General features: G+C 73.3%; 23 protein-coding genes. 9 read left to right on the top strand and 14 right to left on the bottom strand.

The window, feature by feature from the left end; translation table 11 throughout:
* Positions 1-12: 12 nt before the first annotated feature.
* A complete protein-coding gene (locus tag ACFW2G_RS18650) occupies positions 13-990 on the top strand; it encodes an NAD(P)H-quinone oxidoreductase (RefSeq protein ID WP_384584747.1) in 978 nt (325 codons plus the stop codon).
* A gap of 140 nt (positions 991-1130) precedes the next feature.
* Here ACFW2G_RS18650 and ACFW2G_RS18655 read toward each other — a convergent pair whose 3' ends face one another.
* The 3 genes from ACFW2G_RS18655 to pdhA are packed head-to-tail and all read right to left on the bottom strand — an operon-like array spanning position 1131 to position 4677.
* Positions 1131-2525 (bottom strand): dihydrolipoamide acetyltransferase family protein, encoded by a 1395-nt coding sequence (locus ACFW2G_RS18655; protein WP_384584744.1) that lies wholly within the window; start codon positions 2523-2525, stop codon positions 1131-1133.
* Entirely contained in the window at positions 2525-3493 is a 969-nt protein-coding gene (locus ACFW2G_RS18660) for an alpha-ketoacid dehydrogenase subunit beta (RefSeq protein ID WP_172671323.1), read from the bottom strand. The genes ACFW2G_RS18655 and ACFW2G_RS18660 overlap by 1 nt, the downstream gene beginning before the upstream one ends.
* 47 nt (positions 3494-3540) lie before the next feature.
* A complete protein-coding gene (gene pdhA, locus ACFW2G_RS18665; protein WP_037921358.1) occupies positions 3541-4677 on the bottom strand; it encodes a pyruvate dehydrogenase (acetyl-transferring) E1 component subunit alpha in 1137 nt (378 codons plus the stop codon).
* A gap of 178 nt (positions 4678-4855) precedes the next feature.
* On the opposite strand from pdhA, the gene ACFW2G_RS18670 reads away from it, so the two are divergent.
* On the top strand, positions 4856-5425 hold the full coding sequence (locus ACFW2G_RS18670) for an Lrp/AsnC family transcriptional regulator (RefSeq protein WP_370466495.1): 570 nt from the start codon (positions 4856-4858) through the stop codon (positions 5423-5425).
* 110 nt (positions 5426-5535) lie between these two features.
* On the opposite strand, the gene ACFW2G_RS18675 is transcribed toward ACFW2G_RS18670, so the two are convergent.
* Positions 5536-6123: a TetR/AcrR family transcriptional regulator gene (locus tag ACFW2G_RS18675; RefSeq protein ID WP_384584741.1), complete on the bottom strand. Its 588-nt coding sequence runs from the start codon at positions 6121-6123 to the stop codon at positions 5536-5538.
* Positions 6120-7631: a 3-hydroxyacyl-CoA dehydrogenase gene (locus tag ACFW2G_RS18680; protein WP_384448116.1), complete on the bottom strand. Its 1512-nt coding sequence runs from the start codon at positions 7629-7631 to the stop codon at positions 6120-6122. The genes ACFW2G_RS18675 and ACFW2G_RS18680 overlap by 4 nt, the downstream gene beginning before the upstream one ends.
* Positions 7632-7755: 124 nt before the next feature.
* On the opposite strand from ACFW2G_RS18680, the gene paaN reads away from it, so the two are divergent.
* Positions 7756-9438, top strand: a complete 1683-nt coding sequence (paaN, locus tag ACFW2G_RS18685) for a phenylacetic acid degradation protein PaaN (protein WP_384584738.1) — start codon at positions 7756-7758, stop codon at positions 9436-9438.
* A gap of 108 nt (positions 9439-9546) precedes the next feature.
* On the opposite strand, the gene ACFW2G_RS18690 is transcribed toward paaN, so the two are convergent.
* The 3 genes from ACFW2G_RS18690 to ACFW2G_RS18700 form a co-directional block, all read right to left on the bottom strand.
* The gene (locus ACFW2G_RS18690) at positions 9547-10332 is read right to left on the bottom strand and encodes a TrmH family RNA methyltransferase (RefSeq protein WP_384584735.1); all 786 of its coding nucleotides are present in this window, start codon (positions 10330-10332) and stop codon (positions 9547-9549) included.
* A gap of 93 nt (positions 10333-10425) precedes the next feature.
* On the bottom strand, positions 10426-11652 hold the full coding sequence (locus ACFW2G_RS18695) for an HTTM domain-containing protein (RefSeq protein ID WP_052030357.1): 1227 nt from the start codon (positions 11650-11652) through the stop codon (positions 10426-10428).
* A complete protein-coding gene (locus ACFW2G_RS18700) occupies positions 11649-12311 on the bottom strand; it encodes a DUF5819 family protein (protein ID WP_384448104.1) in 663 nt (220 codons plus the stop codon). The genes ACFW2G_RS18695 and ACFW2G_RS18700 overlap by 4 nt, the downstream gene beginning before the upstream one ends.
* A gap of 205 nt (positions 12312-12516) precedes the next feature.
* Between ACFW2G_RS18700 and paaA the strand changes: the two genes are divergently transcribed.
* From paaA to ACFW2G_RS18730, 6 genes are all read left to right on the top strand, one after another.
* Positions 12517-13497, top strand: coding sequence for a 1,2-phenylacetyl-CoA epoxidase subunit PaaA (gene paaA / locus ACFW2G_RS18705; RefSeq protein ID WP_384584732.1), 981 nt, complete (start codon positions 12517-12519; stop codon positions 13495-13497).
* Positions 13494-13778 (top strand): 1,2-phenylacetyl-CoA epoxidase subunit PaaB, encoded by a 285-nt coding sequence (gene paaB, locus ACFW2G_RS18710; RefSeq protein WP_030026914.1) that lies wholly within the window; start codon positions 13494-13496, stop codon positions 13776-13778. The genes paaA and paaB overlap by 4 nt, the downstream gene beginning before the upstream one ends.
* A complete protein-coding gene (paaC, locus tag ACFW2G_RS18715) occupies positions 13775-14506 on the top strand; it encodes a 1,2-phenylacetyl-CoA epoxidase subunit PaaC (RefSeq protein ID WP_384584729.1) in 732 nt (243 codons plus the stop codon). Before paaB ends, paaC begins: the two co-directional genes overlap by 4 nt.
* Complete coding sequence (paaD, locus tag ACFW2G_RS18720) at positions 14500-15006, top strand: 1,2-phenylacetyl-CoA epoxidase subunit PaaD (RefSeq protein ID WP_037920531.1); 507 nt, start codon at positions 14500-14502, stop codon at positions 15004-15006. The genes paaC and paaD overlap by 7 nt, the downstream gene beginning before the upstream one ends.
* Entirely contained in the window at positions 15007-16113 is a 1107-nt protein-coding gene (locus ACFW2G_RS18725) for a 2Fe-2S iron-sulfur cluster-binding protein (protein ID WP_384584726.1), read from the top strand. It abuts the gene before it with no gap.
* A gap of 131 nt (positions 16114-16244) precedes the next feature.
* Positions 16245-17387 carry an acyl-CoA dehydrogenase family protein gene (locus tag ACFW2G_RS18730; protein ID WP_384448093.1) on the top strand — a complete coding sequence of 381 codons (1143 nt, stop codon included), beginning with the start codon at positions 16245-16247 and terminating at the stop codon, positions 17385-17387.
* A gap of 40 nt (positions 17388-17427) precedes the next feature.
* Here ACFW2G_RS18730 and ACFW2G_RS18735 read toward each other — a convergent pair whose 3' ends face one another.
* The 6 genes from ACFW2G_RS18735 to ACFW2G_RS18760 form a co-directional block, all read right to left on the bottom strand.
* Positions 17428-17772, bottom strand: coding sequence for a rhodanese-like domain-containing protein (locus ACFW2G_RS18735; RefSeq protein WP_037920524.1), 345 nt, complete (start codon positions 17770-17772; stop codon positions 17428-17430).
* Positions 17773-17856: 84 nt separating this feature from the next.
* Positions 17857-18720, bottom strand: coding sequence for a hypothetical protein (locus ACFW2G_RS18740; protein WP_384448090.1), 864 nt, complete (start codon positions 18718-18720; stop codon positions 17857-17859).
* 76 nt (positions 18721-18796) lie between these two features.
* The gene (locus tag ACFW2G_RS18745; RefSeq protein WP_384448087.1) at positions 18797-20224 is read right to left on the bottom strand and encodes a DUF2252 domain-containing protein; all 1428 of its coding nucleotides are present in this window, start codon (positions 20222-20224) and stop codon (positions 18797-18799) included.
* A 57-nt stretch (positions 20225-20281) separates the two neighbouring features.
* On the bottom strand, positions 20282-20941 hold the full coding sequence (locus tag ACFW2G_RS18750; protein WP_037920520.1) for a response regulator transcription factor: 660 nt from the start codon (positions 20939-20941) through the stop codon (positions 20282-20284).
* 9 nt (positions 20942-20950) lie between these two features.
* A complete protein-coding gene (locus ACFW2G_RS18755) occupies positions 20951-21325 on the bottom strand; it encodes a hypothetical protein (RefSeq protein ID WP_384584723.1) in 375 nt (124 codons plus the stop codon).
* Positions 21256-22647 (bottom strand): sensor histidine kinase, encoded by a 1392-nt coding sequence (locus tag ACFW2G_RS18760; protein ID WP_384584720.1) that lies wholly within the window; start codon positions 22645-22647, stop codon positions 21256-21258. The genes ACFW2G_RS18755 and ACFW2G_RS18760 overlap by 70 nt, the downstream gene beginning before the upstream one ends.
* Between the last annotated feature and the right edge of the window lie 49 nt (positions 22648-22696).

Below are 22696 nucleotides of genomic sequence, written 5' to 3' on the forward strand. Positions count from 1 at the left end.
AGCCTCCGGGCCATGCATGCGATCACCATCGAGCAGCCCGGCGGCCCCGAGGCCCTCGTCTGGGCCGACGTCCCCGATCCGGTACCGGGCGAGGGCGAGGTCCTCGTCGAGGTCGCGGCGAGCGCCGTGAACCGCGCCGACGTGCTCCAGCGGCAGGGCTTCTACGATCCGCCGCCCGGCGCCTCACGTCATCCGGGCCTGGAGTGCTCCGGGCGGATCGCCGCGCTCGGGGCAGGGGTGTCCGGCTGGTCGGTGGGCGACGAGGTCTGCGCCCTGCTGGCCGGCGGCGGATATGCGCAGCGGGTCGCCGTACCGGCCGGCCAGCTGCTGCCGGTTCCGGCCGGAGTGGACCTGGTGACGGCGGCCGCGCTGCCGGAGGTCGTCACGACGGTGTGGTCCAACGTGTTCATGGTGGCCGGACTGCGCCCCGGCGAAACCCTGCTGGTGCACGGCGGGTCCAGCGGCATCGGAACCATGGCGATCCAGCTCGGCAAGGCCGTCGGCGCGACGGTCGCCGTCACGGCCGGTGGCCCGGAAAAGCTGGCCCGCTGCAAGGAGCTGGGCGCGGACATCCTCATCGACTACCGCGAGCAGGACTTCGTGGAGGCGCTGCGGGCCGCCACGGGCGGGGCCGGGGCGGACGTGATCCTCGACATCATGGGCGCCAAGTACCTCGCCCGGAACGTGGACGCCCTGGCCGTCAACGGCCGGCTCGCGGTGATCGGCCTGCAGGGCGGGATCAAGGCCGAACTGAACCTCGCCGCACTGCTGGCGAAGCGGGGCGCGATCACCGCCACCTCGCTGCGGGCACGGCCACTGGAGGAGAAGGCGGCGATCGTCGCCGCCGTCCGGGAGCACGTGTGGCCGCTGGTGGCCGCGGGGCGCGTCCGGCCGGTGGTGCACGCGTCGTTCCCGATGGCGCAGGCCGCCGAGGCCCACCGGGTCATGGAATCCAGCACCCACGTGGGCAAGCTGTTGCTCACGGTGTGAACCCCGCGCGCCGCGAACGCCGGCGGGCCCGTCTCCCGGCCCCTCCGGGGTTCGCGGACCGGGGCCGGGGGCGGGAGGCCGGGGGGGCGGGGACGCGGGGGCCGGATCCCCGATCTTCGAGCCCGCCCCCGGCCCACTCCCTACAGGCTGCGCAGCAGCACCGCCGGGGCTTCCACGCAGTCGGCGACGTAGCGCAGGAAGCCGCCCGCCGTACCGCCGTCGCAGACCCGGTGGTCGAAGGTCAGCGACAGCTGGACCACCTTGCGGACCGCCAACTGGCCTTCGTGGACCCACGGCTTGTCGATGATCCGGCCGACACCGAGCATCGCCGCCTCGGGGTGGTTGATGATCGGCGTGGAGCCGTCGACCCCGAACACCCCGTAGTTGTTCAGGGTGAAGGTGCCGCCCGTCAGGTCGGCCGGGGCCAGCCTGCCCGCGCGGGCGAGCTCGGTCAGCCGCGCGAACTCCGCCGACAGGGACTCCGGGTTGCGGTCCTGCGCGTCCCGGACGACCGGAACCACCAGGCCCCGTTCGGTCTGTGCGGCGAAGCCCAGGTGCACCGCCGGCAGCCGGACGATCTCCCTGGCCGCGAGGTCCACGGTGGAGTTCAGCTCCGGGTACCTGGCCAGCGCGGCCGTGCAGATCCGCGCCAGCAGCGCGAGCACGGAGATCTTGGGTCCGCCCACGGCGTTCATCGCGGCCCGGGCGGCCATCAGCTCGGTGGCGTCGGCGTCGACCCAGCAGGTGGCGTCCGGGATCTCGGCGCGGCTGCGCGACAGCTTCTCGGCGACCGCACCGCGCAGCCCCTTCAGCGGGATCCGCTCGCCCTGCGCCGCCACCGGAGCCGTCGCGGGGGCGGCAGCCGGGGCGGGCGCCCGCAGCGCCGCGAGGGCCGCCTCGACGTCGGCCCGCAGGATCAGGCCCTCCGGCCCCGAACCGTGCAGCGCGCGCAGGTCCACCCCGCCGTCCCTGGCCAGCTTGCGCACCAGCGGCGAGATGACCGGCACCGGCCCGGCGGGGGCCGCGGGAGCGGCCGGAGCCACCGCGACCGGAGCCGGGGCAGAGGCCGGAGCCGGGGCGGGGGCGGGGGCGGGGGCGGAGGCCGGGGCGGAGGCCGGGGCGGAGGCCGGGGCGGGCGCCGACACCGCGGCGGTGACGGGTCGCACCCGCCGCCGACGCGCCGGGCGCGAGTGGTCCGAGCCGTAGCCGATCAGCGGCCGGGGCGCCTCGCCGGAACCCTCGGCCTCCGCTCCCTCCGCACCCTCCGCGGCCCCGGCGGGCAGCGACTGCGCGCCCACCGCGACGGTGATCAGCGGGGCGCCGACCGGCAGCTCCTCGCCCTCCTCGCCGAAGCGGGCGGTGACCACACCGCCGTACGGGCAGGGCACCTCCACCATCGCCTTGGCCGTCTCGACCTCGACGACCGGCTGGTCGATGGCGACGACGTCGCCCACCGCCACCAGCCACCGCACGATCTCGGCCTCGGTCAGGCCCTCGCCGAGGTCGGGCAGCTTGAATTCCATTACCTGCGCCATCAGTTCTCCCACTGCAGGCGGGCCACGGCGTCCAGGATCCGTTCCACTCCGGGCAGGTGGTGCTTCTCCAGCATCGGCGGCGGATAGGGGATGTCGAAGCCCGTGACCCGGAGCACCGGGGCCTCCAGGTGGTGGAAGCACCGCTCCGTGACGCGGGCGGCGATCTCCGCACCCGGCCCGCCGAAGCCGCCGGCCTCGTGGACGACGACCGCTCGACCGGTGCGGCGTACGGATTCCACGACCGTCTCCTCGTCGAAGGGGACCAGGGAGCGCAGGTCCACGACCTCCAGGTCCCAGCCCTCCTCGCGGGCCGCCTCGGCCGCCTCCAGGCAGACCGGCAGCGAAGGCCCGTAGGTGATCAGGGTGGCGCTCGTGCCCGTGCGCCGGACCAGAGCCTTCCCGATGCCCGGGACGGTGGCCGGCGCCTCGGGCGACCAGTCCGCCTTCGACCAGTACAGCCGCTTCGGCTCCAGGAAGACCACCGGGTCGTCGCTCGCGATCGACGCGCGCAGCAGCCCGTACGCGTCCTCGACGGTCGCCGGAGTGACCACCGTCAGGCCCGGGGTGGCCACGTAGTAGGCCTCCGAGGAGTCGCAGTGGTGCTCCACACCGCCGATCCCGCCGCCGTAGGGCACGCGGATGGTGATCGGCAGCGGCATGGCGCCGCGGGTGCGGTTGCGCATCTTCGCCACGTGCGAGATCAGCTGCTCGAAGGCCGGGTAGGCGAAGGCGTCGAACTGCATCTCCACGACGGGCCGCAGCCCGTACATGGCCATGCCGACGGCCGTGCCCAGGATCCCGGCCTCCGCGAGCGGGGTGTCCGTGCAGCGGTCCTCGCCGAACTCCTTCGCGAGGCCGTCCGTGATCCGGAAGACACCGCCGAGCGTCCCGACGTCCTCGCCCATCACGTGGACCGTCGGGTCCTCCGCCATCGCGTCGCGCATCGCCCGGGTCAGGGCCTGCGCCATCGTCGCGGGCTTGGCCCCCGTCTTCGCGGACTTCGCCGCCACCGTCGTCACGCCTGGTCCTCGGCTTCCAGCTCGGCACGGAGCATCTCCGCCTGCTCGCGCAGGCGGCCGGTCTGCTCCGCGTAGACGTGCGCGAACAGGTCCATCGGGTCCACCACCGGATCGGCGTTCATCCCGTCGCGCAGGGACGCCGCCATCGCCTCGGCCTCGTCGCGCGCGGCCGTGATGCCCGCCTCGTCGAGGATCCCGCGCGCGGTCAGCTCGCGCTCCAGCAGGTCGATCGGGTCGTGCGCCTTCCACGCCTCGACCTCGGCGTCACCGCGGTAGCGCGTCGCGTCGTCGGCGTTGGTGTGCGCCTCCATGCGGTAGGTGACGGCCTCGATCAGGGTCGGGCCGCCGCCGGCCCGGGCCCGCCGGACGGCCTCGGCCAGCACCTCGTGCATCGCCGCGATGTCGTTGCCGTCGACCAGCCGACCCGGGATGCCGTACCCGACGCCCTTGTGGGCCAGCGTCGGGGCGGCGGTCTGCTTGGCGAGCGGGACGGAGATCGCGAAGCCGTTGTTCTGCACGAGGAAGACCACCGGGGCCTGCCAGACGGCGGCGAAGTTCAGCGCCTCGTGGAAGTCGCCCTCACTGGTGCCGCCGTCACCGACCATGGCGAGTGCGACGACGTCGTCGCCGCGCAGCCGCGCCGCGTGCGCCAGGCCCACCGCGTGCGGCAGCTGGGTGGCGAGCGGGGTCGAGAGCGGGGCTATCCGGTGCTCACGCGGGTCGTAGCCGGTGTGCCAATCGCCGCGCAGCAGGGTGAGCGCCTGTACGGGGTCCAGTCCGCGCGCCACTGCCGCCAGGGTGTCGCGGTAGCTCGGGAAGAGCCAGTCCTGCTCCTCAAGGACCATGGCCGCCGCGATCTCGCAGGCCTCCTGGCCGACCGTGGAGGGGTAGACGGCGAGCCGGCCCTGCTTGGTGAGCGCCGTGGCCTGGGCGTTGTAGCGACGTCCGCGCACCAGTTCGGCGTAGCACCGCAGCATCAGCGCGGGGTCGAGCCGGTCGGCCGCCTCGGTGCCCAGCACCCGGTAGGGCTCGGCGTCCGGGAGCAGCGGCGCGGCGTCCGTGCGGGGCCTCCAGGCGGGCGGCGGGGTGGAACGGTGGGACGCACCGGCACCGGGCAGCTCTTGGACCGTCATGGCGGCGTACACCTCCTCGTGGGAAGCGGGCAGGGGGTGCCCCGGGTGTGAGGCCCCTCACCTACCGATTGTTCGGTTGTCCGCGCAATTTGGCTACATGCGACTCCAGGCTGTGGACAAACTGGCGCCGGGGACCTGGGATGGACGCAGGACGTCCAGGAGAGGGAGGCATCGGGCCATGCCAGATGAACAAATGGCCGCAGCGGGTTCCGCACCGGTCCCACCGGGTGCCGCACCGGGAGCCCCCGCGGTCCCGCCCGTCGCACCGCGCCCCCTGGACCCGATCGACCGGTCGATCATGCGGCTGCTCCAGGCGGACGGCCGGGCGTCCGTGCGGTCGGTGGCCGAGCAGGTGCACGTCTCGCGCGCGAACGCGTACGCGCGGATCAACCGGCTCATCGACGACGGGGTGATCCGCGGGTTCACGGCCCGCGTCAACCACGAGCGGGCGGGCCAGGGCGCCTCGGCCTACATCACCCTGAAGATCGTCCAGAACTCCTGGCGCACGGTCCGCGAGCAGCTGCGCGAACTCCCCGGCGCCGCGCACATCGCCCTGGTCAGCGGAGACTTCGACGTGCTGCTCCTGGTGCACACCCCGGACAACCGGACCCTGCGCGAACTGGTCCTCACCCGCCTGCAGGCCATCCCGGAAGTCCTCTCCACGCGCACCCTGCTGGTCTTCGAGGAGACGGACCTGCTCGACCCGGGCCCCGGCCCGGCCGGGGGCCCCGCGATCGCGGAGGAGTAGGCCCTACGGGTGAGCGGGGTGCCCGGTGACGCGACGGCGCCCCGGGGAGCCCGTGCGGACCGTCCCGGGGCGCCGGCACCGCGCCCGGCGCTCGGTGGGCCGGTGTCGGGTCAGCGGGCCGTGCGCAGGCCGTCGAAGGCCATGTGGACGACGGCGTCGGCCAGTTGCCCGGGACCCGTGCCCGAGTGCGGCCGGTACCACTCGACCAACGAGTTCACCATGCCGAACAGGAGTCGGGTGGCGAGCCGGATGTCCACGTCCGCCCGCAGGTCGCCGTCCTCGGCGGCGGCCTTGAGCAGGTCCGCGACCTGGTGGTCGAACTCGCGGCGGCGCTCAAGTGCCCAGCGCTCGGTGCGGGTGTTGCCCCGCACCCGCAGCAGCAGCGTCACGTAGGGCAGCTCGGACACCAGGACCTCGACGGTGCGTCGCGTGACGTACTCGACGCTTTCGACGGCCCGGCCGCGGGTCGCCCCCGGCTCCTCCAGCACCGCGAAGAGACCGTCGAGGGCGCGGCTGACCGCCCGCCGCAGGAGCTCCTCCTTGCCCGTGACGTGGTGGTAGATCGAGGACTTCGAGATGCCGGCCGCCTTGGAGAGGTGCTCCATCGAGGTGCCGTCGTAGCCGCGCTCGTTGAAGACCTGGACGGCCACGGACAGCAGGGTCTCGGGGGTGTAGGTGTCACGTTTGGCCGTGGTCACCGCGCGCCCTCCTGGTCGCCCGCCGCGTATCCCAGCTTGAACAGCGCCAGCGAGGGCGCGTACCGGCCGCCGGGGCAGCGCTCGTCGAGGTGGTGCAGCAGGTCGTAGGCCCAGTCCGGGCCGAGTCGGCCGTGCCATTCGGAAGGGCCCAGCGGGTAGTTGACGCCGAGCCGCATCGCGGTGTCGATGTCCTCGGCGGAGGCCACTCCGCGGGCGACGGCGTCGGCGGTGAGGTCGATCAGCATGGCGACGGTCCGGGCGACGATCATGCCGGGGACGTCACCGATCACGGAGACCTGCTTGCCCAGCTTCTGGAAGAGGCCGATCGCCTCGGCGAGGGTGCGCTCGCTGGTGTCCGCGCTGGCGGACAGGGCGATCCGGGTGGCGCCCCGGTAGTCGAGCGCGAGGTCGAAGTAGACGACGTCCGTGAACTCGACGGAGGTCTTGCCGTCGGCGAGGACCAGCTGGCCCTCGCCGGGCAACTGGAGGTACGGGCCGCCGTGCTCGGTGGCCGTGACCGCGATCCCGGCCTCCTCCAGCAGGTCGGCGAGCTCGGCGGCCGGACCGAGGTCACCGACGACGGTCACCTTGTCCGGGGCCTCCTCGGGCCCGGCGGTGTGCGGCTGAGCGACGGGCGCGTCCGGGCCGTACGGGTACCAGCCGTGCCCCGACTTGCGGCCCAGCCGGCCCGACTGCACCAGCCGCCGCTGCGCCAGGGACGGCGTGAACTTGGGGCTGCGGAAGAAGGACTCCCACACCGAGCGGGTCACGGCCTCGTTGACGTCCTGGCCGATCAGGTCGGTCAGGGCGAAGGGGCCCATCTTGAAGCCGCCGCTCTCGCGGAGCACGGCGTCGATGGTGGCCGGGTCGGCGCCCTGCTCCTCGTACACCGCGAAGGCCTCGGCGTAGAAGGGGCGGGCGATCCGGTTGACGATGAAACCCGGGGTGTCGGCGCACCGGACGGGCGTCTTCCCCCAGCCGAGGACCGTACGGTGGGCGCGCTCGGCGGCATCCGGGTCGGTCGCGGAGCCACTGACCACCTCGACGAGCGGGAGCAGCGGAGCCGGGTTGAAGAAGTGCAGGCCGAGGAAGCGGCCGGGGTGCGCGAGCCCGGCGGCGAGCTCGGTGACGGAGAGGGAGGAGGTGTTCGTGGCGAGCAGCGCGTCCGGCCCGACCACCTCTTCGAGGGCGGCGAAGAGCGTCTGCTTGATCCCGACGTTCTCCACGACCGCCTCGATGACGAGGGCGGCCCCAGCGAGGTCCGCGAGGGCGCCCGCGGCCGTGATCCGGCCAACCGTCTCCTCGGCCTCGGCCGGAGCCAGACGGCCCTTCGCGGCCATCCGCTCGACACGGTCCTGCACCATGCCGACGCCGTCGGCGGCGAGTGCGGCGTCGATGTCGTAGATCAGCACGCGGTGACCTGCGAGAAGGGCGACCTGGGCGATGCCCTGGCCCATGGTGCCCGCGCCGACGACCGCCACAGTGCGGGACCGCTCGATTGCTGTCATGTCCTGATCCTCCCGCACCGACTTGTCCACAGGTCCGCCGGGCCCTCTTGTCCCGACCGATCGTTCGGTTACTCTAACTCCAGTCTGCTCTCCTTCGCCCGGCTCAACGAGGAGTTGGTCCCTGATGGCCGCCGAGCTCACCGTCCCCCAGCTGTCCGCCAAGCACCGGCCCACCTTGGACCAGGCCCTGTCGGCGATCCGCAGCCGTGCCTACTGGTCCCCGCATCCCGAGCACCCCAAGGCGTACGGCGAGACCGCCCCGGCCGACGGGCTCGCCGCCTTCGAGGCGCTCCGCGGTACCCGTATCGACCTCGGCCAGCCCGGCACCGACGGCTGGACGGGCGCCGAAAAGTCCCCGTACGGCCCGGAGCTGGGCGTGGAGTACCCGCATGTGGACCCGGACGTGCTGCTGCCCGCGATGAAGGCCGGCATGGCCGCCTGGCGCGACGCCGGGCCGGAGGCGCGCGCCCTGGTCTGCATCGAGATCCTGGCCCGCATCTCGGCCCGCACCCACGAGTTCGCGCACGCGGTCATGCACACCAGCGGCCAGGCCTTCATGATGGCCTTCCAGGCGGGCGGCCCCCACGCGCAGGACCGCGGCCTGGAGGCCGTGGCCTACGCCTACGAGGAGCAGACCCGCGTCCCGGGGCAGGCCGACTGGTCGAAGCCGCAGGGCAAGAAGGACCCGCTGGAGCTCGGCAAGACCTTCACCGCGGTCCCGCGGGGCATCGCCCTCATGATCGGCTGCAACACCTTCCCGACCTGGAACGGCTACCCGGGCCTGTTCGCCTCGCTGGCCACCGGCAACCCGGTGCTGGTCAAGCCGCACCCGCGGGCCGTCCTGCCGCTCGCCCTGACCGTCCAGGTGGCGCGGGAGGTCCTCGCCGAGACCGGCTTCGACCCGAACCTGGTCGCGCTCGCGGTCGAGCGTCCGGGCGAGGGCATCGCCAAGGACCTCGCCGTCCGCCCCGAGATCAAGCTGATCGACTACACCGGCTCCACTGAATTCGGAGACTGGCTGGAGGCCAACGCCCGGCAGGCGCAGGTCTACACGGAGAAGGCGGGCGTCAACACCGTCATCCTGGACTCCACCGACAACTACAAGGGGATGCTGGCCAACCTGGCCTTCTCCCTGTCGCTCTACAGCGGCCAGATGTGCACCACCCCGCAGAACCTGCTGATCCCGCGTGACGGCATCGCCACGGACGCCGGCCACAAGTCCTACGACGAGGTCGTCGCCGACCTCGCGGCCTCGGTCGGCGGCCTGCTGGGCGACGACGCCCGGGCCAATGCGCTGCTGGGCGCGCTGGTCAACCCGGACGTCAAGGCCCGCCTGGAGGCGGCGGCCGGGCTCGGCGAGGTCGCGCTGGCCTCCCGCGAAGTCACCAACCCCGAGTTCCCCGACGCGGTCGTCCGTACGCCGGTGATGGTCAAGTTGGACGCCGCCAAGCCGGACCCGGAGGCGCCGTTCCTCTCGGAGTGCTTCGGCCCGGTCTCCTTCGCGGTGGCCGTGGACTCCACCGCGGACGGGCTGGAGCTGCTGCGCCGGACCGTGCGCGAGAAGGGCGCCATGACCGTAGGCGCCTACACCACCTCCGCGGACACCGAGCGGGCCGTCGAGGAGGTCTGCCTGGAGGAGTCCGCGCAGCTCTCCCTGAACCTGACCGGCGGGGTCTACGTCAACCAGACGGCGGCCTTCTCCGACTTCCACGGCTCCGGTGGCAACCCCGCGGCCAACGCCGCGCTGTGCGACGGCGCCTTCGTCTCGAACCGCTTCCGCGTGGTGGAGGTCCGCCGCCAGGCGTAGTCGCCGTGCGTGGCCGCCGGGCGTCGTCACCCGGCGGCGTCCGCGCGAGCCGTCCGCGCAGGACGTCAAGACCACGTCGGCCGGGGCCGGGCCGTCACGGCGCAACCGCTAAGGCGTGGCGCCGTCCTGTCCGGGGGCGACCGCCCGGGGGCCGCCCCAGTGGAAGAGGGCCATGGCCACGCTGGTGGCGAGGTTGTAGCTGGAGACCTGGGGGCGCATCGGCAGCGACACCAGGTGGTCGGCCCGCGCGCGCAGCTCGGGAGAGATCCCGTGCCGCTCCGAGCCGAAGGCCAGCAGTGCGTCGTCCGGGAGGGTGAGGCCGCGGATGTCCTCGCCCTCCGGGTCGAGCGCGTAGAGCGGCCCCGGCGGCAGTTCTTCCAGCGCGAGGCGCTCGACGGTGGTGGCGTAGTGCAGCCCGGCCCCGGCCCGGACCACGTTCGGGTGCCAGGGGTCGAGGTCGCCGCGGGTCACCACGCCGGTAGCGCCGAAGCCGGCCGCGAGGCGGACGACGGCTCCGACGTTGCCGAGGTTGCGGGGGTTGTCGAGGACGACGACGGGCGCGGGCCTGGGCAGCCGGCCGAGGTCCGCCAGGCCCGCCGCCCGGTCGGGCCGTACCGCCAGCGCTGCGACGCCGGTGGGGTGGACGCGGGGCAGCAGATCCCTGAGCACGGCCGGCCGCGCCAGGCGGACCACGTCGGCCTCGACGTCGGGAGCCAGCCCGCGGGCCAGTTCCCGTACGGCGCCGGGGTCGTCGGCGACCACCCTGCGCACATCGGCCCCGAAGCGCAGCGCGTGCTTCAGCGCGTGGAACCCGTCGAGGAGCACCAGGCCCTCTCGCCCGGCGTCCTCCCGCCACTGCCGCACCGTCTCGTCCGCACCTGCCCACTCGTCCATCCCCCGACCCTACGGCCCGCGACGCCCGGTCCCGGCCCCGCCGGGGTCCGGGGTGCGGGGGCCGGTGCACGGAGGCGGTGCCGCACGGCACGCTCAGCGCGGCGCCGCACCAGCCTCCGGCTCGGGCTCGGCCCGCGGCTCCGGCTCGGCCCGCGGCTCCGGCTCGGCGCGGGCTCCCGGCACCGCACCGGGCGGGCGGACCCCGAGGCCGCGCCCGGCAGCGCGGCTCCGGGAGGCAACCCGCGCGCCGAGCCACACCAGGAACCCGGTCGGCAGGAAGACGGCATCGGCGGCGATCATCGCCAGCGAGAAGAACGGCAGCCCCAGCAGCACCGCGATCCCCGCGTGCTCCACCATCATCACGGCCAGCAGCACGTTCTTGATCCGCCGGTTGAAGAGCGTGAACGGAAAGGCCACCTGTACCGCCACCGTGCCGTACGACAGCAGCATCACCAGCGTCCCGCTGCCCGCCAGCAGCTCGGACAGCGCAGGCCAGGGAGTGAAGTAGTCCAGCCCCAGGGGGTAGTAGAGCGCCGTCCCGTCCTGCCACCGCGAGCCCTGGATCTTGTACCAGCCGGCGGTCGCGTAGATCAGGCAGACCTCCGCCATGATCACCACCATGGTGGCGTTGTGCACGAGGTTCGCCAGGACGTCCAGGACCGCCCGCCCCTCGCCCCCGGGCAGGTATCGGTCGGCCAGCCACCACAGACCGCAGCACACCCACAGCGCGGCGAACGCTGCGAGCCAGCCGTCGCTGAACCGCCCGGCGGCCGCCCCGTAGCCGAAGACCGCCCCGAGCGCCCCCCACAGCAGGGGCCCGGCCGCTCCCGCCGTCGCGGTGCCCCGCCTGCGCGCCCGGCGGGCGTCCAGCGACCACACCTGCGCGCACCGGGTGAGCACCAGGTAGATCGCGACCAGGTGGATGACGTTGTCCCCGCCGTCCCCCATGAACACGCTGCGGTTCTGCAGGGACAGCACGCCGATCATGAACACCACGGACGTCGCCCGGGTCCGCCAGCCCAGCAGCAGGCCGGCGCTCGCCAGCACGGCCACGGCGTAGACGGTCTCGAACCACAGGGCCGACCCGGACCACGTCAGGACGGTGAACGCGCCGTTGGAGTCGATCAGCCGCTGTGCCAGCTCCTGGCTCCACGGCCCGTCCGGACCGTAGAGCTCGGCGCGGTGGGGGAACTCTCGCAGCAGGAAGAAGAGCCAGGTGCCGGCGAAGCCGATGCGCACGACGGCGCTCTGGTAGGGGCCCAGTGCCTGCCCGCTGACCGCGGCGACGGCCCGGGCCAGCGCGGCGCGGACCCGTCTCACACCTTCCACCACGGCAGCTCCCGGTAGTAGGTCTGGGTGTCGGTGGTCTCGGTGCTCCACTTCGGCGCCGGCACGGCGGTCGTTGCCGAGCGCAGCTGGATCCGCAGGATGCGCCCGCCCGCGTGGTGCGGGGCGATCCGGTTCACGGTGATCCGCCGCAGGTACTCCTCGGAGAGCTCGCCACGCTCGCCGACGGGCTGTTCGTTCTCGTCGTGGGAGCCCGTGTAGAAGTCCCAGGCCCGGCGCAGCTCGTTCTGGGCGGTGTGGCTCGGCAGCAGGCTGTGCCGGATCGCGGCGGCGTCCTCGGCGCTCAGGTCCCGCCATCCGGTGGTGATCAGCTCGTCGCCGGCGGTCCGCACCTCGGCGCGCGCCTCCACGGCGATGTTCTGTTGGAGCGGGTTGGGCGCGAAGAGCTTCCAGTTCTGTTCGAATTCGGGGTAAATCCAGCCGTCGACCGTCCGGGCGTGCTGCTTGCTCAGCGTGTTGGAGGGGGCCACGTGCAGGAAGACCAGCGCGAGGTGCGTGCACGCGGCAAGACCGGCGGCGCCCAGCGCCAGGGCGGTCACGACCCGATACGGGGTGGACAGACCGGCGATTCCGGGCGGCCTCGGGAGTGGCGGAGCGGCCTCTTCGGCGAGCTCGTGCCCGTTCGAATCCATCCCGCCCCGATCGTCCGGCGTCCACAGGGTTGACCACAGAGGTTGACACCCTACGGGCCGCAGTCTCACCATTGAAGCGACAGAACCGAACGATCGGTCGGTCGGGCGGACGGCAGACTCTCACAAGGGGCCGTACATGGTGGCAGTGACCCCGGAGACGGGCCCGGACACGGCCCTGGGGACAGACGGGACGGGCGGAACGGGCATGACGGCTGACCTGGGCGCACAGCTCGCGGCTGCGTTCGATGCCGCGGTGGCGGCGGACGAGCGCGTGGAGCCGCGCGACTGGATGCCCGAGCAGTACCGCGCCTCCTTGGTCCGGCAGATGGCGCAGCACGCCCACTCGGAGATCATCGGCATGCAGCCCGAGGCGAACTGGATCACCCGTGCGCCCTCGCTGCGCCGCAAGGCGATCCTGATGGCCAAGGTGCAGGACGAGGCGGGTCACGGCCTGTACCTCTACAGCGCGGCCGAGACCCTCGGCACCAGCCGCGACGAGCTCCTCGACAAGCTCCACTCGGGGAAGCAGAAGTACTCCTCGATCTTCAACTACCCCACCCTGACCTGGGCGGACGTCGGCGCCATCGGCTGGCTCGTGGACGGCGCGGCGATCACCAACCAGGTGCCGATCTGCCGCTGCTCCTACGGCCCCTACGCCCGCGCCATGGTACGGATCTGCAAGGAGGAGTCCTTCCACCAGCGGCAGGGCTTCGAGCTCCTCATGGCCCTCTCCCAGGGCACTGAGGCCCAGCACGCCATGGCGCAGGACGCGGTCGACCGGTGGTGGTGGCCATCGCTGATGATGTTCGGCCCGCCGGACGACGAGTCGGCGCACTCGGCGCAGTCCATGGCCTGGCGCATCAAGCGCCACTCGAACGACGAGCTGCGCCAGCGGTTCGTGGACATCGCCGTCCCTCAGGCCGAGTCCCTCGGCCTGACCCTGCCCGACCCGGACCTGAAGTGGAACGAGGAGCGCGGCCACCACGACTTCGGCGCCATCGACTGGGCTGAGTTCTGGGACGTGCTCAAGGGCAACGGCCCCTGCAACGAGCAGCGGATCGGCCAGCGGCGCCGGGCCCACGAGGAAGGCGCCTGGGTGCGCGACGCGGCCGCCGCGTACGCAGGGAAGCAGGCGGCACAGCAATCGGCGAAGTCCGCCGGACAGGACGAGGAGGCACGGGTATGACGCAGAACTGGCCCCTGTGGGAGGTGTTCGTGCGCTCACGCCGCGGCCTCTCGCACACGCACGCGGGAAGCCTGCACGCCCCCGACGCGGAGATGGCCCTGCGCAACGCCCGCGACCTCTACACCCGGCGCAACGAGGGCATCTCGATCTGGGTGGTCCCCTCCACCGCGATCACCGCTTCCTCGCCGGACGAGCGGGACCCCTTCTTCGCACCGTCCGCCGACAAGCCGTACCGGCACCCCACCTTCTACGACATCCCGGAGGGAGTGAGCCACCTGTGACCGGCACCGACACCGCTACCGTCAACGCGGCGGCCCTCGCCCTCGGCGACGACGCACTGATCCTCTCCCACCGCCTCGGCGAATGGGCGGGACACGCCCCCGTCCTGGAGGAGGAGGTCGCCCTCGCCAACATCGCGCTCGATCTGCTCGGCCAGGCCCGCGTCCTGCTCTCCATGGTCGGAGACGAGGACGAGCTGGCCTTCCTGCGCGAGGAGCGGTCCTTCCGCAACCTCCAGCTGGTCGAGCAGCCGAACGGCGACTTCGCCCACACCATCGCCCGCCAGCTCTACTTCTCCGTCCACCAGCACGAGCTCTACGCGGAACTCGCCCGCGGGGACGGCCCGTTCGCACCGCTCGCGGCCAAGGCCGTCAAGGAGACGGCGTATCACCGCGACCACGCCGAGCAGTGGACGCTGCGGCTCGGCGACGGCACCGAGGAGAGCGGCGCCCGCATGCAGGCCGCGCTGACGGCCCTGTGGAAGTACACCGGGGAGCTCTTCCAGCCGGTGGAGGGACTCGACGGTGTGGACTGGGCCGCCCTGGAGGAGCGGTGGCTGGCCGCGCTGGCCGACGTCGTCGGGCGGGCCAGGCTCACCCTGCCCGAAGGGCCGCGCACCGGGGCCTGGGCAGCCGGAGCCGGCCGCCAGGGCCTGCACACCGAGTCCTTCGGCCGGATGCTGGCCGAGATGCAGCACCTGCACCGCAGCCATCCGGGGGCGTCATGGTGACCGCCGACGTCACGACGACCCGGCTGGAGGCGGAGCTGGCCGAGCTGGCCGGATCCGTCCCGGACCCCGAGCTGCCGGTGCTCACCCTCGGCGAGCTCGGCGTGGTGCGCGGGGTACGGGTGCACGAGGACGGCCACGCCGAGGTCACCCTCACCCCGACCTACACCGGCTGCCCCGCGATCGAGGCCATGTCCGCTGACATCGAACGGGTCTTGAGCGGCCACGGCATCCCCGAGGTGCGGGTGACCACCGTGCTGGCGCCTGCCTGGTCCACGGACGACATCAGTGCCGAGGGCCGCCGCAAGCTGGCCGAGTTCGGCATCGCCCCGCCCCGGCCGCACGCGGCCGGCGGTCCCGTCCCGGTGACGCTGTCCGTCCGCTGCCCGAACTGCGGATCGACCGAGACGGAGCTGCTGAGCCGCTTCTCCTCCACCGCGTGCAAGGCGCTGCGCCGCTGCACCGCCTGCCGCGAACCGTTCGACCACTTCAAGGAGCTGTAGATGGCCGCCCCCCGCCACGGCGCGTTCCACCCGCTGACGGTGGCGGAAGTCGACCGGCTCACCGACGACTCGGTGGCGCTGACCCTGCGCGTTCCCCATGAGTTGCGCGAGGACTACCGGCACGCCCCCGGCCAGCACCTGACACTGCGCCGCACCGCCCGCGAGGGCGGCACCGAGGTCCGCCGCACCTACTCGATCTGCTCGCCCGCGCCTGCGGCCGACGGACCGGGCCCCGCCCTGCTGCGGGTCGGCGTGCGGCTGGTGGAGGGAGGCGAGTTCTCCACCTTCGCGCACAAGGAGATCGCGGCCGGTGACGTGCTGGACGTCATGGTCCCGGCCGGGCGCTTCGTGCTGGACCCCGCCACGGCCCCCGCCTCCGGGCACTACGCCGCGATCGTCGGCGGGAGCGGGATCACCCCCGTCCTGTCCATCGCGGCGAGCCTGCTGGCCGCGCGGGCCGACGCCCGCTTCTGCCTCGTGCGCAGCGACCGTACGGCCGCCTCCACGATGTTCCTGGAGGAGGTCGCCGACCTCAAGGACCGCTACCCGTCGCGGTTCCAGCTGGTCACCGTCCTCTCCCGGGAGGAGCAGGAGGCGGGTCTGCCCTCCGGCCGGCTGGACGAGGAGCGGCTGTCCTCCCTGCTGCCCGCGCTGCTGCCGGTGGCGGAGGTCACGGGCTGGTTCCTGTGCGGGCCCTACGGCCTGGTGCAGGGGGCGGAGCGCGCGCTGGGCTCGCTCGGCGTCGCCCGCACCCGGGTCCACGAGGAGATCTTCCACGTCGAGGACAGCACCCCCGCACCGGCCCGCACGGCGGCGTCGGCGGCGGCCGCGCACAGCCGGGTCACCGCACGGCTCGACGGCCGCTCCGGCACCTGGCCCGTCCAGGACGGCGAGTCGCTGCTGGACGCGGTGCTCCGCAACCGTGCGGACGCCCCGTACGCCTGCAAGGGCGGCGTGTGCGGCACCTGCCGGGCGTTCGTGGTGTCGGGCGAGGTCCGGATGGACCGCAACTTCGCCCTGGAGGTCGAGGAGACCGACGCCGGTTTCGTCCTGGCCTGCCAGTCGCACCCGGTCACCGAGGAAGTGGAGATCGACTTCGACCGCTGAGGGATGCCCCTCGACGCCGAGGGGTGCCCCCGAGCCCGCCGACCACACGACCGCCTTGCCGCCCTCCCTGTCCATTTCCAGGAACGTGTTCTATCTTGACGCCCCGTCAGGACAGAACGGGAGGACAGGCAGTGGACTTCACCTTCACCGAGGAGCAGCGCGCCGTCGTCGAGGCGGCCCGGGCCGCGTTCGCGGATGTCGCGCCCGACAGCGTGCCCAGCCCCGCCCTCACCCCGGGCTCCGTCGCCGACGACTTCGACCGTCCGCTGTGGGCCAGGCTCGCCGGCTCCGACCTGCTCGGCCTCGTCCTCGCCGAGGAGCACGGGGGCGCGGGCCTGGACGCCATCGCCCTGTGTCTCGTGCTGCGCGAGGCCGCCCGGGTACTGGCCCGGGTCCCGCTCCTGGAGCACTGCGCCACCGCCATGGCCGTCCAGGCCCACGGCAGCCCCGAACTGACCGCCGCCCTGCTGCCCGGCGCCGGGCGCGGCACGCTGGTCCTCACCGCGGCCGCACACGGCCGCTCCGGCCACGATCCGGCCGAACTCGCCGTCACCGCACGGCCCGACGGCGATGCCTGGCTCCTGGAGGGCACCCAGACCGCCGTCCCCTGGGCGCACACCGCCGACTGGATCGCCGTACCGGCCCACACCGGTGAGGGCGAGGCCGTCCTCGCGGTGATCCCGCGCACCGCCGGGGGACTCGCCCTCGCCGAGCAGGTCTCCACCAGCGGGGAGCGGTTCGCCGAACTCGCCCTGGATGGCGTCCGGGTGGAGCCGACCCACTTGATCGACGATCCGCAGGCCTGGGAGCGGCTCCGCCAGCTCCTCACCACCGGCACCTGCGCCCTGGCCCTCGGGCTGGGCGAGCGCGTCCTCGGCATGACGAGCCAATACACCGGAAAGCGCGAGCAGTTCGGTTTCCCGGTGGCCACCTTCCAGGCGGTCGCCGTCCAGGCCGCCGACCGCTACATCGACCTGCGCGCCATGGAGGTCACCCTGTGGCAGGCCGCCTGGCGGCTCGATGCCGCCACGGGCGCCGCCGGCGGTCCGCTGCCGAGCGCAGGTGACGTGGCGGTCGCCAAGATCTGGGCCTCGGAGGGCGTGCGCAGGGTCGTCCAGACGGCCCAGCACCTGCACGGCGGCTTCGGAGCCGACACCGACTACCCGCTGCACCGCTATCACGCCTGGGCCAAGCAGCTGGAGCTCCAGCTGGGCCCGGCTGCCGCACACGAGGAGGCCCTCGGCGATCTGCTCGCCGCATACCCCCTCGCCTGAAACCCCGGCCCCGGACTCCCGCCCGGCTCCCGCGCGGGTCTCAGAGAACGAAGGCCGGGCTTCCGCTGTCCGTCACCAGCGGGCGCCCGGCACCGTCCCAGGCCTGCATCCCGCCGTCGACGTTCACGGCGTCGATGTCCTGACGCACCAGATACTGGGTCACCTGCGCGGAACGCCCGCCGACCCGGCACATCACGTACACGCGGCGGCCGTCCTCGACGGCCTCCGTCAACTCGCCGAAGCGGGCCACGAAGTCGCTCATCGGGATGTGCAGAGCGCCCTCGACGTGCCCGGCCGCCCATTCGTCGTCCTCACGGACGTCGAGGACAAAGCCTTCGGAGGGCACCGCGGCGGCATCCACCGAGGGAAGCGGTCCGAAGTTCATAACTGTCGCCTTCTCTCTTCACCGGTCTGCTGCCAACCTATCCGACCCGCGGCCCCGGCCACGTCCGTGCGGCGAGCCCAGCCCTCACCCGGCGGCGCGTTCGGCCGCCAGCTGTGCCTCGCGCTCCGAGACCTGCGCCAGCAGCTGCTCCGCGATCTCCTCCAGCAACCGGTCCGGGTCGTCGGGAGCCATGCGCAGCATCGACCCGATCGCGCTCTCCTCCAGTTCCTTCGCCACGAGCGACAACAGTTCCTTGCGGCGCGCCAGCCACTCCAGCCGGGCGTACAGCTCCTCGCTCTCGCCGGGCGCGGCCGCCTCGGGCGCCGGCCCGGCCGCCCACTCCTCGGCCAGCTCGCGCAGCAGCCCTTCGTCGCTCCGGCCGTACGCGGCGTTGACCCGCGCGATGAAGGCGTCGCGGCGCTCCCGCTCCCCCTCCTCCTGGGCCAGGTCGGGATGGGCCTGGCGGACCAGCTCGCGGTAGAGGCGGCGGACCTCCTCGGAGGGCCGCACCCGCTCCGGCGGCCGCACGGGCCGGTCGGTGAGCATGGCAGCTGCATCGTCGGAGATGCCCTCGGATCCCATCCAGTCGTGGAACAGCTCGTCCACCCCGGGCATCGGCATGACCAGCGAGCGCGCGTCCTGGGCCCGCCGGAGGTCCTCGGCATCACCGGTGCGCGCCGCCCTCGCCTCGGCGATCAGCGCGTCCAGCTCGTCGAGCCGGGTGTACATGGGGCCGAGCTTCTGGTGGTGCAGGCGGGAGAAGTTCTCCACCTCCACGCGGAAGGTCTCCACCGCGATCTCGAACTCGATCAGCGCCTGTTCGGCGGCCCGCACGGCCCGCTCCAGGCGCGCCTCGGGGCGCTCCTCGGCGCTCTCCCCACCGGTGGCGGAGGAGTCGCCGGATCCACCGGGGACTGTCTGCTCAGGCTGCTCGGTCTGCTCGCTCACCCGGCCAGGGTACGGCCCGTCCGCGCGGGCGATGTTTCACGTGAAACATCGCCCGTTGCGCAGCGTCCCGCGCGCCCTACACTCCGCTCTCCGCGGCGATCCGGCCGGTTCGCACCGCGGCGACCAGATCGGCGTGATCGGCCTCGGTCCGGTCGGCGTAGGCCACGGCGAAGTCCGCCATCGCCTCGTCCAGTTCCTCGTTCTTCCCGCAATACCCCGCCAGCAGCCGGGGATCGACGCTGTGCGCGTGCGCCCGGGCCAGCAGGGCACCGGTCATCCGCCCGTAGTCGTCGATCTGGTCGGGGGCCAGCGCCGCCGGGTCCACGCTGCCCTTGCGGTTGCGGAACTGACGGACCTGGTACGGGCGCCCCTCCACCGTGGTCCAGCCCAGCATGATGTCGGAGACCACCTGCATCCGCTTCTGCCCCGTCACCACCCGGCGGCCCTCGTGCGCCTCCGGGGGCGAGGTGAAGCCCAGTCCCGGCAGGTGCGGGAGCAACACCGAGGGCCGGGCCTCTTTCACCTGGAGGACCAGCGGCTCTCCCCGGTGGTCCAGCAGCAGGACCACGTAGGAGCGGGTGCCGACGCTCCCGGTGCCCACCACGCGGAAGGCCACGTCCTGGATCGCGTACCGGGCCAGCAGCGGCAGCCGGTCGCCCTGAAGGGTCTGCAGGTACGGACCGAGCGAGGCCGCCACGGCCGCCGCCTCCCCGTCCGTGACCCGGCGCAGCACGGGCAGCGCGTCGACAAAGCGGCGTCCGCCGTCCGGTCCTATCTCGGTCGACTTGGTGGCGAACCGCGCGGAGGTGTTCTTACGGGCCTTCTCCGATACCCGCTCCAGCGTGCCGAGCAGATCGTGCGCGTCGGCGTGCGAAACCAGTTCCTCGTCCGCGATGGCGTTCCACGCGTCGAGCGCGGGCAGCTTGGCCAACAGCCGCATGGTCCGCCGATAGGCGCCCACGGAGTCCAGCGCGGCCTCGCGGCAGGTCGTCTCGTCCGCCCCGGCCACCCGGCCGGCCAGCACCAGCGAGGCCGCCAGGCGCTTCACGTCCCACTCCCACGGACCGAACACGGTCTCGTCGAAGTCGTTCAGGTCGATCACGAGCCGGCCGCGCGCGTCCCCGTAGAGACCGAAGTTCGCCGCGTGCGCGTCGCCGCAGATCTGCGCCCCGACGCCCGTCACCGGACCGCCGGACAGGTCGTGCGCCATCAGCCCGGCCGCCCCGCGCAGGAACGCGAAGGGGTTCGCAGCCATCCGGCCGACCCGTATGGGCGTCAGCTCGGCCACCCGCCCCGCGTTGGACTCCTCCACCGCCCGCACCGCGTCCGGCCGCCCGGCCGGCATCGTGAAGCCCGCCTGCGCCGCCCGCGGCACGCGCGCCCGCAGCGCCTTGCCCGCCTCCTTCGGCGAGTCCGCCGCCCTGCGCGGCGCGAACCCCGCCACGTCCGGAATCCGCTGTCCCGCTGTCGCCGCCATCGGCGCCGCCCCCGCCCGTTCGTTCATGTGATCGCTTCGAGAACGGGCTGACCGTATCGACAGCCCGGCGTCCCTGGCCAGCGGCTACAGCCCGGCGTCCCTGGCCAGCAGGGCCGCCTGGACCCGGTTCTCGCAGCCCAGCTTCGCCAGGATCCGGCTCACGTACGTCTTCACGGTGGCCTCGCTCATGTGCAGGCGCCGACCTGCGTCCGCGTTGGACAGGCCTTCCCCGAGCAGCGCCAGCACGCACCGCTCCCGCTCGCTCAGCTCGGCGACCTGTCGGCGGGCCTCCGCACCCCGCGCGGCGGCCTTCCCGGACGCCAGCTGGTCCACCACATGCCGGGTGGCCCCGGGCGAGAGGTAGGCGTCCCCCGCCGCGGCCGCCCGGACCGCCCCGATCAACTCACCCGGCGCCGAGTCCTTCAGCAGGAATCCCGCCCCGCCCTGGCCCAGCGCCCGCAGGACGTTCTCCTTCTCGCCGAAGGTGGTCAGGATCAGGGCCCGCACCTCCGGAACGGCCCGGCGCAGCTCGCCCAGCGCAGTCAGGCCGTCCATCACCGGCATCTGGATGTCGAGCAGCAGCACCTGGGGGGCGTGCGAGCGGGCCAGTTCCACGGCCTCCCGGCCGTTCGCCGCCTCCGCGACGACCTCGATGTCCGGCGCCGAGGTGAGGATCATCCTGATCCCGGCCCTGATCAGCGGCTCGTCGTCGGCGATCACCACTCTGATCACTTCGGCTGTCACACCGTGCTCCTACTGCTTGACCTCGTACGTCTGCTTGTCCACGAGCTTGCCGTCCTGGAAGCAGAACCGGAACACCAGGTCCGTGGTCAGCGACTTGGGCTCCTGATCGGCCAGCAGCACCAGGCACTGCGCGCCCTCCGGCCGGGGCGGCCCCTTCCGGTCAGCGCCCGCGGTCAGGAAGCTCTCGCCGCTCGGCAGCCGGTCGCGGACCGCCGTCTCGCTCTCGCCCACGTGCACGGCGTCGTACTCGTCCCGGCTGATCATCGAGTCACTCGCCGTGTCTATCAGCATCACCATCGCGGCGACCAGCACGATCACCAGCACCACCACCGCCGCGAAGGCGATCCCGCAGCCCACCGCGACGGCGCCGGTGCGGCTGGGCACCCGTACGGCCAGCTCCCGGTCCACCGCCGCCCAGTCCATGGGCGGCTGCTCGCCGCGCCGCCCCGGGCCTGGGGCTGCGTGCCCTTCCGCGCCTGCGCCCACTGTCCGAAGTCGTCGGCCACGTCCTGGGCGCCGGCCGGCTCAGCGCCGTAGGGCAGCACCCCGGCCACCCGGAAGCCGCCGCCCTCGGCGGGACCCGCGTGCACCATGCCGCCGACCAGCCGGGCCCGCTCGCGCAGCCCCGTCAGGCCCTGCCCACCCGACACCACGTCCTCGCCCGGCCCGGCTGACGGCCCGTTGGCGATCTCCACCACCAGCGAATCGTCCTCGTACCGCAGCTCCACCGTGATCGGCGCCCCCGGAGCATGCTTGTACGCGTTCGTCAGGGCCTCCTGCACGATCCTGTACGCGGCGTGGTCGCAGGCCGCGACCAGCGGCCTCGGCCGCCCCGCGGTGGTCAGCCGCACCTCGGTCCCGGCGCCCCGCGCCGCCTCGACTACGCCCGCGATCCCGGCCACCCCGCGGGCCGCGGGCTGGGCCTCGTCCACCGGCGCGGGCGCCTCCACGCCGTCGCGCAGGATGCCGACGACCTCGCGCAGTTCGTGCATCGCGGACACCGAGGCCTGCCGCAGTACGCCCACAGCCTCCCGCTGACGGTCAGTGAGCTCGGGATCGACCTCCAGCGCACCCGTGTGCACGGAGATCAAGGCCAGTTGGTGTCCGAGGCTGTCGTGCATGTCCTGGGCGATGCGCTGCCGTTCGCGCAGCCGCGCCTGCCCGGCGACCATGGCCCGCTCCCGCAGCAGCTGGCCGTTGCGCTCGTGCAGCGCCGCGAGCAGGGTGCGGCGCTGCGACCAGTACCGGCTGGCCAGCCCCGGCATCACCGTGACGGCCAGGAACATCAGCGTGGAGAACACGATCACCAGCAGTGGGCGCATCAGCGACCACTGGTCCAGGACACTGAGGGCGATCGACGCGACGAAGGCCAGCGTGAAGGCGCCCAGCGCCCGGCCCACGCCGACGATCCGCCGCCCGGCCGACCAGCCCAGCAGCGGAAGGACGAAGACCAGCCCCGGGAGGACGGCGCTGAGCGCCGACCCCGCCACGAGCGTCGCCGCCGGCAGCCGACGGCGCAGCAGGGCCAGCGCCAGCACGACGACGGCGCCCAGCAGCATCCGCTGCCCGGGGCCCTCGTCGAGTTCCTCGACGCCCAGTCCGAGGATGGCCAGCACACCGGCCAGGGCGAGGTCCCCCGCCAGCATCCGCCGTGTCCACGGCTCGGGGCCCCGCAGCCAGTCCCAGCCCGCACGTGTCTTCGCCATCGCATCCACGTGGCCGACCCTAGACATCCACCGAGCGCCCCGGCCGTCC

This window comes from Streptomyces sp. NPDC058880, assembly GCF_042742535.1.
In the GTDB taxonomy this organism is placed as follows: domain Bacteria; phylum Actinomycetota; class Actinomycetes; order Streptomycetales; family Streptomycetaceae; genus Streptomyces.